This window comes from Rhodanobacteraceae bacterium (assembly GCA_016713135.1).
Classification (GTDB): Bacteria; Pseudomonadota; Gammaproteobacteria; order Xanthomonadales; family SZUA-5; genus JADKFD01.
The window spans coordinates 142,293-156,664 of the sequence record JADJPR010000010.1; the positions used below are offsets into that span (position 1 = coordinate 142,293).

Below are 14,372 nucleotides of genomic sequence, written 5' to 3' on the forward strand. Positions count from 1 at the left end.
GCTTTATAGCTCGAACTACTGCGGGTTTGGTCGACGGCCCTGCAGCACCCGCGGTGTCGATTGCTGGCCCAAAAACGCAGACGGCCGGGAAATCCCGGCCGTCCTTGCCACTTCAGGCGAGTTGCTCAGAAGCGGTAGTTGAACCGACCGAAGAAGGAACGGCCGTACCAATCGTACTGCGTGGCGAATGCCGGAACCGTACCGTAGCGGGTGGAGCCCACGCCGGTGGAGATGTTCGGCGGCGCCTTGTCGAACAGGTTCTCGACACCCAGCAGCACATCCCAGTCGTCGGTGCGGTACTGCACCGAGAAGCTGTGGTAGGTGCGCGCTCCGGCCTGGAAGTCGTAGACCGGGTTCGCCGTGCCGAAGTAGCTGGCAGGCTGCGTGAACGTGAAGTTCTCGGTGTCGCCGACGTAGCGCATGCCCCAGGTGTAGGTGAAATCACCACGGGTCAGGCCGGTGCGGATGTTGCCCACCAGTTCCGGACGGCTGATGATGCCGTTCAGGTCGTTGGTGTCGAAGCCGCTTTCCTGGCTGCTGTCGAACAGCTGTTCGACGTCTTCCATCGTGTACGTGAACTGCGATTCGAGGTCGATCTTGCCGAAGGTGAATTCACGATCCCAACGCAGGTTGAGGTCGTAGCCACGCACCAGCTGACGATTGATGTTGATGTACGAATCGCGGATCTGGGTGATGTTGTACGGATTGTCCGCAGTGGCGGAAGCGCGGTCGAACAGGCCGCAGAAGGCGTTCGGGAAGTTCGGCAGCGAGTAGCAGCTGCCGACGATCGCCGCACCGCCAAGCTGGTCGATCTGGTCGTTGACCTCGATCTTGAAGTAGTCGATCGAGACGCTGAAACCGGCGGTTTCCGGGGTCAGCACGATGCCGGCAGTGAAGGCCTTGGAGGTTTCCGGACGGACCACGCCGAGACCGCCACCGGTGACGATGGTGGCGGAAGAGCCGGCACCCGAATAGTCCACAGGGATGCCCGCCGCGGCGCAATTGCGCTGAATGTTCGGGTTCGAGCTGTTGCCCCAGTCGATGCACGGGTCGACGGCGAGCTGGCCGACGAACGCGGTCTGGTCACCGAGGAACAGTTCGTACAGGCCCGGCGCGCGGTAGGAGGTACCGTTGGTGGCGCGCAGGCGCACCGACGGGATCACCTGCCAGCCCAGACCCACCTTCCACACGTTGTCGGAATCTTCCACGGTGTCGTACTTGAATGCGCGCGCCGAGGTGTTGAAGGTGAGCTGCTCCACGCCCGGAAGACCGGCGAGCAGCGGGATTTCCACTTCGCCGAAAATTTCGGAGATGTCGTCGTCGCCCTCGGTGCCGGTGGCCGAACTCTGGCCCCACAGCCCGCCCGTGCGCTCGAGATCGCTTGGGTTGTCGTCGATCTCGATGCTGCGGAACTCGACGCCGAACGCGCCCGCGGCCGTGCCCGCGTCCATTTCGAACAGTTCGCCCGTCACCGAGCCGGTGGCCACCATCTGGGTGTAGACGGTGTTGCCGGTGTGGACGGCGCCGACGGCAGCCTCCAGTTCGTCGATCGCACTGCCGCTCAGGAAGCGCGGGTCGAAGTAGTTGACCGGGGTGGCACCGCCGTCGCGGTCGACGTTCAGGTCGCCGGTCAGGTCGCGCGCGATGCTGAGGACGGTGTAGTCACCGTCGGAGCGCGAATAGGTGGTGTCCAGGCGCCAGGCCCAGCTGGTATCGCCGAAGCCGCCGCTGAAACCAGACGCGACGTAGTAGTAATCGACGTCGATTTCCTGGTTGGATCGGAACGGCATGATCGGCTGCACGCGCGCCGGCAGGCCAGCGGCCGTGCCGCTGACCACCGGGAAGAACTGGCGGAAGCGCTCGGAGGAGGTTTCGCGATTGTTGTAGAGGAACTGACCTTCCCAGGCCACATTGCCGAAGGTGAAGTCGCCGCCGGCATAGAAGCTGGTGCGCTGCTGCTCGGAGAAGATGTGCGCGTCGCCGGCGAAGTCGAAGTTCAGCACGTCCTCGTAGAAGGCCGCACTGGTGGCAGTGGCGTTTGCATTGCGGCGCGGACGATAGCCGGGCAGCGGACCGACGGTGGAGCCGTCAACCGACGGAACGTAGCGCGTCGAGCCAGCAATCACGGTGTTGGCGTACAGATTGTTGCAGCCGCCGAGCGGCGTGCCCGCAGTGATCGAGCGATCTTCGCGGTCGATCAGGTTGCCGTTCGGGCCGCGGACCAAGTCGCGCGGACATTCGAAGAAGTCGCGATCGCCGACTTTCAGCGCTTCCTGGCGGTAGGCCTGGAACGCGGCAACGACGCTACCGTTGTCGAAATTCCAGCCGGTGGCGCCTGAGATATTGACGCGCTCGCCGCCGCCGTCGAAGGGCAGGTTGGTGTCGACGCTGAGTTCGGTGCGATCGATGGACTTGCGGGTGATCAGGTTGACCACGCCTGCGACCGCGTCCGAGCCGTAGATCGAGCCGCCGCCGTCCTTGAGGATTTCGGCGCGCTGCAGGATCACCGTGGGCATTACATTGAGGTCGAACGCGCCGACCTGGCCGCGGGTGCCGGCGGGGCCGGGACGCCGTCCGTCGAGCAGGACCAGCGTGCGGTTGGCGCCGAGACCGCGCAACGACAGCGTCTGCACGCCGTTGCCGCCTTCGACCACGAAGCCGGAGAACTGGTTGCTGATCTGGGTGGAGCCGGCGGCGACGTTGGTCGACTGCAGGATCGATGTCGTGTCGAGCTGACCGGTGGTCGCGCTGACGTCCGACGTGATCACCTGCACCGGCGAAATGGTGTCGAAGCCGAGTCGCTGGATCAGCGAGCCGGTGACAACGACGGGCTCCATTTCATCGGCCGCCTCCTGCTCGCTTTCAGCTTTGTTTTCCTTGTCCTCATCGTCCTGCGCGTAGACGGGTTGCAGGAACGACGCCGCCAGCAGGGCGCTCAGGGCCAGCGTCAACGGGTGTCGCGCGGGAAACGGTTTGACTTTCATGAGTACCTCGATAACCGGTATGGGTGACCGCCACGCGCCCCCTCCGGGCGCAGGCTTAACCAAACCATAACACGACGCTGTCGGGGCTGTCATTCCGGCGATGTGATCTCGTCGGGCTCAGGTCCCGCCCGGCACCAGACGAAGGAAATCGGGGCTCACCGCCAGGCGGATCGCATCCAGGCGCACGCGCGCTTGCGGCAGCGCCGCGCGCAGCGACTCGAGCTGCCAGGCGAGTGCTTCCACCTCGCTATCGCGCACGCCGGGATTGACCCGCTGCAGCGCGCGCAAACGCTCGAACTCGGCGCCGAGTTCGCGGTTCAAGCGCTCCATCGCGGCAGCGATCAGACCCTGCGCATCCGCCTTGGCGCGTTCCTCGGCGGCCTTCTTCATCGGCGGCACCAGCGCGCTCAGGATCGGGCGGAACTTGATCAGGTCCACCGGCTTGTCGTCCGAGCGCGTGATCACCTGCGGCAGCGGGTTGTAGTCGCGCGGCGCGAGCTTGGAATCCACCGTGATCGTGATCGGCTGCGGCGGCAGGTAGCGCTCCACGTCGAGCTTGCGGTCGGCGATGCATTCGAGCAGGAACACGCCGGTGATCCACGCCGAGCGCGGAGGCAGGGTGGGATCCACCAGGAAGGCCGCGTTGCCGGTCTCGCCGCTGATCATCAGCTCCACCGCGCTGGCCACCATCGGGTGGTCCATGCGCAGCAGCGGCAGGTCCTCGCGCGACAGCGCGACGGTGCGGTCGAAGGTGGCGGTCATCGCGCCCTCGGCCGGCCACGGAAAGTCCTCGCTCGACAGGTATTCGGGATCCAGCCGGTGGTTGCGCCCGCCGAGTTCCTCGGTCTCGATGCCGTACTGCTCGAACAGCCGGAGCACGAAGTCGTCATCCTCGCGGCGCTCGTCGCCGGCGGCCAGCGCCGCGCGCAGCGTCGCGCCGCGGTCGCCGTGGCGGGTCGCCAGTTCCAGCAAACGGTCGCGTCCCTGGGCGATGGTCTGGCTCAGCGCCTGGTGCGCCGCGCGGGTTTCCTCGATCAGCGCAGCCAGCGGCGCGCCGGCGGTGTCCTCGCCGTCGGCGTGCTTGAGCGCAAGGCCGATCACGCGCGGGCCGAAGCGTTTGTACAGCTCGCGCCCGTCCGCCGGGCTGGTGCGCAGTGCGTCGAGCGCTTCGATGTACCAATGCGCCAGGGCTTCCTGGGCGCTGCCGGGGAGCACCGCGTGGTGCAGGTTCACGTCCGAGGTCTGGCCGATACGGTCGAGGCGGCCGATGCGCTGCTCGAGCAGATCCGGATGCGCCGGCAGGTCGAACAGCACCAGATGGTGGGCAAACTGGAAGTTGCGGCCCTCCGAGCCGATCTCCGAGCACAGCAGCACGCGCGCACCGTCTTCCTGGGCGAAGTAGGCGGCATTGCGGTCGCGCTGGGCCAGCGTCAGGCCCTCTTGGAAGCGCGCGACGCGCGCGCCGCTCTTCAGCCGCAGGGCGGCTTCGAGCAGTTCCACCTTGGCGCGCGTGCGGCAGATCAGCAGCAGCTTGGCCGGCGCCAGGCGGTCGATCAGCGCCACCAGCCAGGCCAGGCGAGGGTCGCGGATCAATGCGGTAACGGCGGGTGGGATCGCCTCGGCGGCATCGGCCTCATTGGCCGGCAAGGTGGTCAGCGGCCGCGGCGGTGTGCGCAGGCCGACATCGCATTCGAACTCCTCGCGCAGCGCGGCGAGGTAGCTTTCCTGGTCCTCGTGCGGCAGGTGCAGGGTGTCGAGGTGCACCACGCGCTGCGGGAAGCCGCCGACGCTGGCGCGCCGGTTGCGGTACATCACGCGACCGGTGCCGTGGCGGTCGATCAGTGCCGCCAGCAGGCGCTGGCGCGCGGCGGGTTCCGGTTGCGCTTCCACCAGCGGCAACAGTTCCGGCTCGTCGTGCAGCACGCTGCGCAGCTTCTTGACCGTGGCCGCGTCGAGCTTGCTCGCATCCAGCAGCTTCTCGGCGAGTTGCGAGATCGCCTGGAAGCCCTGCGCCTCCTGCTCGAAGTGCGCCAGGTCGTTGTAGCGCGCTGGATCGAGCAGGCGCAGGCGCGCGAAATGGCCGCTGCGGCCCAGTTGCTCCGGGGTGGCGGTCAGCAGCACCACGCTCGGCGTCTGGATCGCCAGTTGCTCGGCCAGCGCGTACTCCGGGCTCGCTTCCTCGGGCGTCCACGCCAGGTGGTGCGCTTCGTCGACCACCATCAAATCCCAGCCGGCTGCGGCGATCTGACGCGCGCGCTTGCTGCTGCCGGTGAGGAAGCCGAGGTCGGTGAGGATGAACTGGTCGTCCTGGAAGGGATTGCGCGAATCGTCCGACTGCTCGATCGAATCCGCACGCTCGGCGTCGAAGATCGAGAAGCGCAGGTTGAAACGCCGCAGCAGTTCGACGAACCACTGGTACATCAGCGCTTCGGGCACCAGCACCAGCACCCGCTGGGCGCGCCCGGTAGCGATCATGCGCGCGAGGATCAGGCCCGCCTCGATGGTCTTGCCCAGGCCAACCTCGTCCGCCAGCAGCACGCGCGGCTGCGGCTGCGACAGCGCCGCCTCGACCACCGCCAGCTGGTGCGGCAGCAGCGACACGCGCGCACTGCCGATGCCCCAGCTCGGCGCCGAGCGCGCCAGTGCACGCCTGGCCAGCGCCTCGCAGCGGATCGCAAAGCGCGCGCCGGTGTCGATGCGGCCCGCGGTCAGGCGCTCGTCGGCGGCGCTCGCCGCCTGCACATCGTCCAGTTGCGGCTCGGAAATCCACGTGCCGTTGCTGCGGTAATGCATCAGCCCGTCGCGGTCTTCGACCTCCTCGACCGTATGCATCACGCCATCAGCCGCGATCTGGTCGCCCACGCGGAACTCCGCGCGCGACAGCGGCGCGCTGGTCAGCGCATAGCGGCGCAGCATGCCGGCCTTGGTGAACAAGAGTTCGAGCGCGCGCTGATCGACTTTCTTGATCGTACCGAGCCCGAGTTCAGGCTCTGCCGTGGAGTACCAGCGCTGGCCGGGGACTAGGCGGAAGGTCATTTGGGTGAGTGGTGAGTGGTGAGTAGTGAGTAGCAGCTCGCGCGGGGACGGCTGCCGGCAGTGTGTGCCGATAGCCGCGATTATGGGTTCTGCGAGGGGAATGGGACATGACCGCTGTTGCCGCGGCGGTGAAGAGTTGCGACAGGCCCGGGAATTGCGGACCGCGTAGGCCGGGTGGCGCGTAGCGGCTCCCCGGCGCCGTTGCCGGTGAAGCGCTGCGCGCTACACCGGCCTAGGCTCTCGATTGCCGGGGTCCACGCCAGAGGACGTCTATCAAGCCGCCGACTCTCTGCCGGCGAAGCGCCACATCAACCCACCCGCCGGATCCAACTCACCACTCACCACTCACTACTCACCAACCCCCACCTGATCCACGCGCAGGATCACGCCCAGCGCCGGGTGGTCGAGGTAATGCAGCTCGCCGTAGTTGAGGATGCGCTTGCTGTTGAGGCGGAAGCGTTGCTGGCTGGTCGGGCGGCCGGCGGAATCGCGTGCCTGGACCCGCAGCAGGGTATCGACATGGGCCTCGACACCGCGGCCGAAGCGCAGGCTGATGTCGCCGTCGAGTTCCGGGTTTTCGGCGCTGGTCGCCGCGGCGGCGTCGCTGACCTTGACCGTCTCGCGTCCGCGCAACCGGATTTCGCGCGTGGCACCGACATCCTGCTGCCAGCCGAGGTGAACCAGCGAGCGCGTGCGCGCATGCCGCGCCAGCGCGTCGTTCGCACCGTTCAGGCGCAGCGCCGAGTCGGGCAGCAACTGGTAGGCATCCCCCTCCGCCCCCAGCAGCATCCCTTCGAACATCGGATCCGGATCATCTGCCGACAACGCCGAGCCGGCGTCCGGATTGGCGTAGGCGAACACGATCACCTCGACCTGGATGCGCTGGGCGAGGGCGGGGAAGGTTGCGAGGGCGAATGTGAGGCCGAGGAGGGCACGAGGGCACGAGGGCACGAGGGCACGGTAAAGCAGGGCGGAGGTTTCACGGGCGGATTCCGCAAGGGTGCTGGCGAGCAGGCATAAGCCGCCCCAAGCCCGCTTCCACGTGCCCTCGTGCCCTCGTGCCCTCGTGCCCTCGCAAGAGTGCCGCCACACAATCGTGTTCCCGTGCTTCATCCCCTGCCTCCCAACGCGCCCAGCAACTCGTTCGCCATGCGTACCCGTTCCTCGGGCAGCGCCATTTCGCGCTTCAACTTTAGCTTGTCCTGGCCTTCGAAGGCATAGCGCTTGGGGTCGCGCTGGACCAGGCGGATCAGGTTCATCGGGTCCACCGTGGTCTTCGCCTTGAAGATCACGCGGCCGCCGGCGGGGCCGAGTTCCAGCTTGCGGATGCCGAGCGCCTGCGCACGCAGTTTCATCTTCGCGATGATGAACAGGTGTTTGGCCGGGTCCGGCAGCAGGCCGAAGCGGTCGATCATCTCCACCTGCAACTCGTTCAGCGCCTCGTCGTCGCGCGCGCTGCTGATGCGCTTGTACAGCACCAGGCGGGCGTGCACATCCGGCAGGTAGTCCTCGGGGATCAGCGCCGGGATGCCGAGCTGGATCTCGACCGCCTGTTCCAGCGCGGCCAGCGGATCGTCCGGCAATCGGCCTTCCTTGAGCGCGCGCACCGCGCGTTCGAGCATCTCGGTGTAGAGCGTGAATCCGACCGACTCGATCTCGCCCGACTGCCCCTCGCCGAGCAGCTCGCCGGCGCCGCGGATTTCCAGATCGTGGGTCGACAGGGTGAAGCCGGCGCCCAGCTCTTCCAGCGAGGCCAGCGCATCCAGCCGCTTCTGCGCGTCCTGGGTGATCGACTTCTTGTGCGGCACGATCAGGTAGGCGAAGGCGCGGTGGTGCGAGCGGCCGACGCGCCCGCGCAGCTGGTGCAGCTGCGACAGGCCGAAACGGTCGGCGCGGTTGATGATGATGGTGTTGGCGGTTGGCACGTCGATGCCGGATTCGATGATCGTGGTGCACACCAGCACGTTGAAGCGCTGGCGGTAGAAATCGAGCATCGCCACTTCCAGCTCGCGCTCGGCCATCTGGCCGTGGGCGACGCGGATGCGCGCCTGCGGGATCAGTTCCTCGACCTCGCGCGCGGTCTTCTCGATGGTCTCGACCTCGTTGTGCAGGAAGTAGACCTGGCCGCCGCGGCCGAGCTCGCGCTCGAAGGCCTCGCGCAGCAGCTGCGGATCCCACTGGGCGATGAAGGTCTTGACCGCCAGGCGGTGCTGCGGCGGGGTGGCGATGATCGACAGATCGCGCAGCCCGGTCAGCGCCATGTTCAGCGTGCGCGGGATCGGCGTGGCGGTCAGCGTCAGCAAATCGACCTCGGCGCGCAGCTTCTTCAGCTGCTCCTTCTGGCGCACGCCGAAGCGCTGCTCCTCGTCGACGATCACCAGGCCCAGCTGCTTGAAGCGCACGTCCTCCTGGATCAGCCGGTGGGTGCCGACCATCACATCGACCGTGCCCTTGGCCAGCTCGTCCAGCGCCGCCTTGATCTCCTTGGGCGTCTTGAAGCGCGACAGCACCTCGACGCGGATCGGCCAGTCGGCGAAGCGGTCGGCGAAGTTGCGGTAGTGCTGCTCGGCGAGCAGGGTGGTCGGCACCAGCACCGCCACCTGGCGCCCGGCCTGCGCCGCGACGAAGGCGGCGCGCAGCGCCACCTCGGTCTTGCCGAAGCCCACATCGCCGCAGACCACGCGGTCCATCGGTTCCTTCTTGACCAGGTCCGCGAGTACCGCTTCGATGGCCGCGAGCTGGTCCGGGGTTTCCTCGAAGGGGAAGCCGGCGGCGAACTGCTCGTACAGGCCGCGGTCGATCGTGATCGGCTCGGCGATCCGCGCGCGGCGCTTGGCATACAGCTCCAGCAGCTCGGCGGCGACATCGCGCACCTTCTCCGCGGCGCGCTTCTTCGCCTTGTCCCAGGCGTCCGATCCCAGCGAGTGCAGCGGCGCATGCTCCGGCGCACCACCGGTGTAGCGGCTGATCAGCTCCAGGCCGGACACCGGCACGTAGAGCTTGTCGTTGCCGGCGTATTCGATGGTCAGGAACTCGCCCGGCGCGCCGCCGATGTCGAGCGTGACCAGGCCGCGGTAGCGCCCGACGCCGTGGTCGATGTGCACCACCGGCGCGCCTTCGACCAGTTCGCCGAGGTCGCGGATGATCGATTCCGGATCGCGCTCGCTCTTGCGCCGGCGGCGCTCCTGGCGCGCGCGCTCGCCGTACAGCTGGCGCTCGGTGAGCACGGTCAGCGCCGGATCGGACAGGGCAAAGCCGTCCGACAGCGTGGCCACCGCCACCGCCCAGCGCGCATCCCCGGCGCGGAAGGCCTCCCAGCTATCCAGCACCTGCGGGCGCAGGTTCGACGCGGTCAGCAGTTCCAGCAGCGCCTCGCGCCGGCCTGGCGAATCGGCCGCCAGTAGCACGCGCCCGGGATAGGCGTTGAGGAAGGCCTTCAGCTCGGTGGCCGGTTCCTCGCCCTTGCGCAGCACCGGCAGGCTCGGCGCCGGCAGCGAGCCGGTGTCGTTGGCGTCCTCGAAGCCACCGATCAGCACGCGCTCGCGGCGGTTCAGTTCGCCGCGCAAATCCGACGGCGGCAGGTACAGCTCCGCCGGCGGCAGGATCGGGCGCTCGACGTCATGGCTGCGCTGGTTCCAGCGCTCGCCGGTCGCGGCGAAGAAGTGCTCGGCCGCCTCCAGCGCGCTGTCCTCCAGCACCAGCAGGCTGTCCTTCGGCAGGTAGTCGAACAGCGTGGCGGTGGCATCGAAGAACAGCGGCAGGTAGTACTCGATGCCGGACGGCGCATTGCCGTTCTTGAGGTCCTGGTACAGCGCCGAGCGGCGCACGTCGAGGTCGAAGCGCTCGCGGATCGCCTCGCGCACGCGCTTCTGGTCCGGCTCGTCGAAGGGGAACTCGCGCGCGGGCAGCAACTCGATCTTGTCGACCGCACCGGCCGAGCGCTGGGTCTCCGGATCGAAGGCGCGCAGGGTGTCGATCTCATCGTCCAGCAGCTCGATGCGATACGGCACCTGCGAGCCCGCCGGGTAGAGATCGAGCAGGCTGCCGCGCACCGCGAAATCGCCCGGCTCGATCACCTGACCGACACGCCGGTAGCCGGCGCGCTCCAGGCGGGTCGCCTCGCGCTCCAGGTCCAGCCGGTCGCCGCGCTTGAGCATCAGCACGCGGTCGGCGATGTAGCGCGTCGGCGGCAACCGCTGCATCAGCGTCGACACCGGCACCACCAGCACGCCGCGCGTGACCGAGGGCAGCCGGTACAGCGTGGCGATGCGCTGCGAGACGATGTCCGGGTGTGGCGCGAACAAATCGTAAGGCAGCGTCTCCCAGTCCGGGAAATGCAGCACCGGGACGCCGGGTTCGATGAGCGCCTGCAGGTCCGCTTCCAGCGCGTGCGCCGAAGCCGAGTCCCTGGTCGCGGCCACGATCACCCGCCCGGAGATGCGCGCGGTCTCGGTCAGCGCCAGCGCATGCGCCGCCCCGTGCAGCGGCCGCCAGCGCTTCCACAGCATCGGCGCCTTGGGCAGGGGGAGCGAGAGCAGCTTGGACATCGGCGGGTTGCGGCGGAAAGGGGGCGCGAGGATAACAGCGCGCCCGCCGCCGGGCGGCTCGGCCGGTTCAGCGGCCGTGGATTTCAGCCGGCACTCGCGGTCGGGGCCCTGGCGGCGCCTTCACGCGCATTCGCCGCAGCCGGCTTCGCCAGCTGCGGATTGACCCGCAGGAGGTGGGCGCCGAGGCCCTCGCCGTAGCCGATCTTCCACTCGTCGGCGACGATGATCACGGGGACGCCGCGCGGCGTCGGCGGGGCCTCGTACAGGCGCCGCCCGAGCTGGTCGGTCTCCACGTCGAACTCCGCGTAGGCGAGGCCGGCGGCGAGGAAGTCCGCGCGCTGCTTGCGGCAGTAGCCGCACCAGGTGGCGGTCAGCAGGATCACCGGCTGCCTCGGCCCAGTGGTGTAGTCCACCGATCGCGGCGATCAGCAGCAGCATGCGTGTCCAACTCGCCGTGGCGGGCCTCCATCGGAACCGGTGCGAAGCATGCGTGCGATCCGCCATGGGCCCGTTATTGCAGTTGTAAGCAGACGTGAGCGACCGGCTTCGCGCACATCTTTGCTTACGCGGGTGGCGCGGCGGGCGGAGACCTTGCTGCTAGCGTGGCCGGTGTCTCGGGATTCGAGGAGTGACTTGACGGTGAGTCGTGGGGTGGGATGCGTGGGGCTTCTGGCGGCGCTGCTGGCATGCGTTCCCGCGGGGGCCGTGCGCGGCGAGACGCCCCTGGTCTACGTGCGCTACCCGCGTGTCGGTCCGGCGCCCACACCCGAGGGTGGCGGCTGGTTCGGTAACCTCTATGACGAGCCGTTTCTTGCCTATCCACAGCGATGCTTCGGCAATCCCGGGGGCACCGGCGCACCCGCCTGTCCCGCGGGGTACGCGGTACCGCAGCCGCCGCTGCTGCCCGATGTCCGCGACCTGTACCGGGTCGTTCCCGGCGGCGACATCGTCTTGCGGCGTGCGGATGGCAGCGAGCGCGTGGTGGTCGCGCACGACGAGTCGGCCCCGGACGGCACTCAGGTTGGCAGCGTGCTAGACCTCAACATCTCGCCCGACGCGCGCTGGATCGTCTGGGCCGAGGTCGCCGATGCGCGCGCGGCGGCCAACGAGGCGGGCGTCGGATCGCGTATCGACCTCAAGCGAGCCTATGTGGGCGACGAAACGAGTCCTGCCTTCGGCGTGCCGCACTGCCTGACGTGTGCGCTCGACTACCAGTTCACCCGCTTCAAGGGCTGGGAGCCGTCGTTGGACGCGGCGGCGGTGCGGTCGGTGGTGGGCGGGCCGGTCTTCGTCGCCCCGGTCTGGTTGCCGGACGGCCGCATCCTGTTCGGATCGACCATCGCTGCGGAATCGATCAGCGGTCTTCCCGATTTCTACAACGAGCGGGTGGACTTCTTCGCCACCTCCCAGTTCCAGCCGGCACTGCAACTGTGGACGATGGATGCCGATGGCGCGAACCTCACCCAGATCACGCCGGCATTGCCGACCAGGCTGCAGCACCCGACCCTGATGGCGGACGGCAGGGTGGTGGCCACCAGTTGGGAGATGGCATTCCGCCGGCGCATCCACAACGGCTTTTCGCTGGTCGAACTCAACCTCGACGGCAGTGGCTACCGGCAGTTCTCGCATCGCCACCAGGTGCTCGCCGCAGTCCCGCATTTCGCGGCGGCGATGCCGGGCGGCGAGCTGTGCGCTGTCGAGTACTACAACGGCCAGACCTTCGGTTTCGGATCCCTGTGGTGTGCGCCGGGAGCGCCCGCTGGCCCGGACTTCAGCGATGACCCTTTGCAAGCCTGGGGCAGTTTCCTGGCGCAGACGCCCGGCGCGAGCTGGACCCAGGACTTGCTGGCGGTGAACTGGACCCGCTCGTTCGGGCAATTCGAGCACTATCCGGACCGCCGCCAGCGCCAGGAGCGGATGGGCGCGCGGCTCGTGACACCGCGGATGTCCAATTTCGACGTCTCCACCGCAGACTGGAGTGGACGGGTGACCCATCCGGCACCGGGCCCGGGAGACTCGTTGTATCTGGTCTGGAGCCGTGGTGGCGTGAACCGTGCCGAGGGTGGTGGGCTCCCGGCCGATGCGATGCCGCGCCCGGACGCAGGGATCTACCGGCTTGCGAGTGGCACGGCGACAGCAGTGCTGGAACCCGACAGCCAGTTCGTGCGCGTAGTCGATACCCTGGCCTATCACGAGATGTGGCCGCGCCCGCTGGTGCCGCGGGCCAGCCTGTTCGCCGATGCGCCCACGCCTGCGCCGCCTCCGGGCGAGCCCTATGGCTGGCTGGAAGGCGCGTCGGTGCGCGCGCGCTTGACCCGGCCCGACGGGGTCGACCGCGCCCGCGGCAGTGTCTTCCCGGAGACCGCCTGGCTGGTGCAGGGCACCGAGGCCGGGATCACCGGGGATTCGGACCTGGTAGGCATCCGCGTGCTGGCGGTGATTCCCGAAGGACTTTCGCGGCCATGGTCGCCCGATTTCCCGAACCCCACTCAATATCAGGCGCGCAATCGCGGCTGGTGGTCGCCGGCATTGGACCGCGTGGCGATCCTCGGGGAAGTTCCCGTGTTGAAACGGGATGCCCAGGGCAACCTGATGAGCAATCCGCAGGACACCGGATTGTCCGGTGCAGTGCAGCCCGATACCTCATTCCGCATCCGTGTGCCCGCCGGGGTGGCGATCTTCCAGCAAGGCCTGGACCGGCGCGGCCTCGCCACCTCGACCGAGACCACCTGGCACGCGCTGGCCTCCGGGGAACGCAAGCGCTGCCAGGGATGTCACTGGCGTACCGCCGAGCTGCCGCGTTTCGAAGACAGCATCGCCGGGCAGGATCCGCAGCGCTGGACCGATGTCGCCGAAGCGACGCCGCTGTTCGCCGGCAATGACTCGCATGGCGATCCGGTGGTCGAAGTGGCCGGCGAACGCCTGCTGCGCGTCGAGTGGCAGCGCGACGTGGCGCCGATCCTGTCGGCGCGTTGCAATACCTGCCACCAGGGTGCATCGCCGGCCGGTGGCCTGGTGCTGGACGGCACGATCGCCACCTACCGGCGGCTGGCCGTGCCGCAATCGGACAACCTCACCCTGCCTCAGGTCTCGCCGTGGACGCGCATGTTGCAGGCACGCCAGTCGCGCCTGGCCTGGTACCTGTGGGGCGAGCGGCTGGACGGCCGCGCGGATGCGGGCGATCCCGCTGCGCGCGGCGGATTCGACTGGAGCTTCGACCGCAACCAGGTGCGCCAGAACCACCCGCCCGCGGCGCTCACCGAAGGCGAGCGCCGGCGCGTGGCGCGCTGGATCGACATCGGCATGCCGATCGACCTGACCGACTGGCACGCCAGCCAGGACCCGGCCAACGCCGCGTGGAAGTCGCGTCGCGGCTATCTGCTCGACGACTTGCCGCCGACGCTGGTGCCGGGTGGGCTGCCATGGACCGGCGCGGTGTGCGCCCCGCCGCAACTGCGCATTGGCGTCTGGGACGACGGTGGCTTGGGGCCCGAGTCGCTGAGTGTTCGCCTGGACGGCGGCATGAACCTTGTGGGACCGCAGGGCGGCAACGGCGTGGTCGACCTCACGTTGCCGGCGCTGGGGCCAGGTGCGCACGACATCGAGATCGCGCTGACGGACCTGGCTGGCAATCGCAGCCTGGCGAATCGCCGATTCGCCATCGATCCGGCGCTGTGCACCGATCCGATCCACCGCGATGGCTTCGAAGGCACGGCGCAAACAACTGCTCACGAATCGCCGGAATCCGGACAAGACCCCGGACCGGGTGCGGGCCAGGCGGGGTGAGCTGCCCGATCCGGTGGCC

6 protein-coding genes are annotated in these 14,372 nt (G+C 68.4%); 1 reads left to right on the forward strand and 5 read right to left on the reverse strand.

The features are described from left to right. Nucleotides 1–125: 125 nt before the first annotated feature. The 5 genes from IPK27_10670 to IPK27_10690 form a co-directional block, all read right to left on the reverse strand. Entirely contained in the window at nucleotides 126–2,984 is a 2,859-nt protein-coding gene (locus IPK27_10670) for a TonB-dependent receptor (protein ID MBK8068064.1), read from the reverse strand. A 117-nt stretch (nucleotides 2,985–3,101) separates the two neighbouring features. Next, on the reverse strand, nucleotides 3,102–6,020 hold the full coding sequence (gene rapA / locus IPK27_10675) for an RNA polymerase-associated protein RapA (protein MBK8068065.1): 2,919 nt from the start codon (nucleotides 6,018–6,020) through the stop codon (nucleotides 3,102–3,104). A 348-nt stretch (nucleotides 6,021–6,368) separates the two neighbouring features. Further along, nucleotides 6,369–6,971, reverse strand: a complete 603-nt coding sequence (locus tag IPK27_10680) for a hypothetical protein (GenBank protein MBK8068066.1) — start codon at nucleotides 6,969–6,971, stop codon at nucleotides 6,369–6,371. Nucleotides 6,972–7,129: 158 nt separating this feature from the next. Continuing rightward, nucleotides 7,130–10,567: a transcription-repair coupling factor gene (mfd, locus tag IPK27_10685; protein ID MBK8068067.1), complete on the reverse strand. Its 3,438-nt coding sequence runs from the start codon at nucleotides 10,565–10,567 to the stop codon at nucleotides 7,130–7,132. Between the two features lie 83 nt (nucleotides 10,568–10,650). Beyond that, a complete protein-coding gene (locus IPK27_10690; GenBank protein ID MBK8068068.1) occupies nucleotides 10,651–10,950 on the reverse strand; it encodes a glutaredoxin family protein in 300 nt (99 codons plus the stop codon). A gap of 277 nt (nucleotides 10,951–11,227) precedes the next feature. Here IPK27_10690 and IPK27_10695 point away from each other — a divergent pair, with 277 nt between their 5' ends. Next, nucleotides 11,228–14,353 (forward strand): hypothetical protein, encoded by a 3,126-nt coding sequence (locus IPK27_10695; GenBank protein ID MBK8068069.1) that lies wholly within the window; start codon nucleotides 11,228–11,230, stop codon nucleotides 14,351–14,353. The last annotated feature ends 19 nt before the right edge of the window (nucleotides 14,354–14,372 follow it).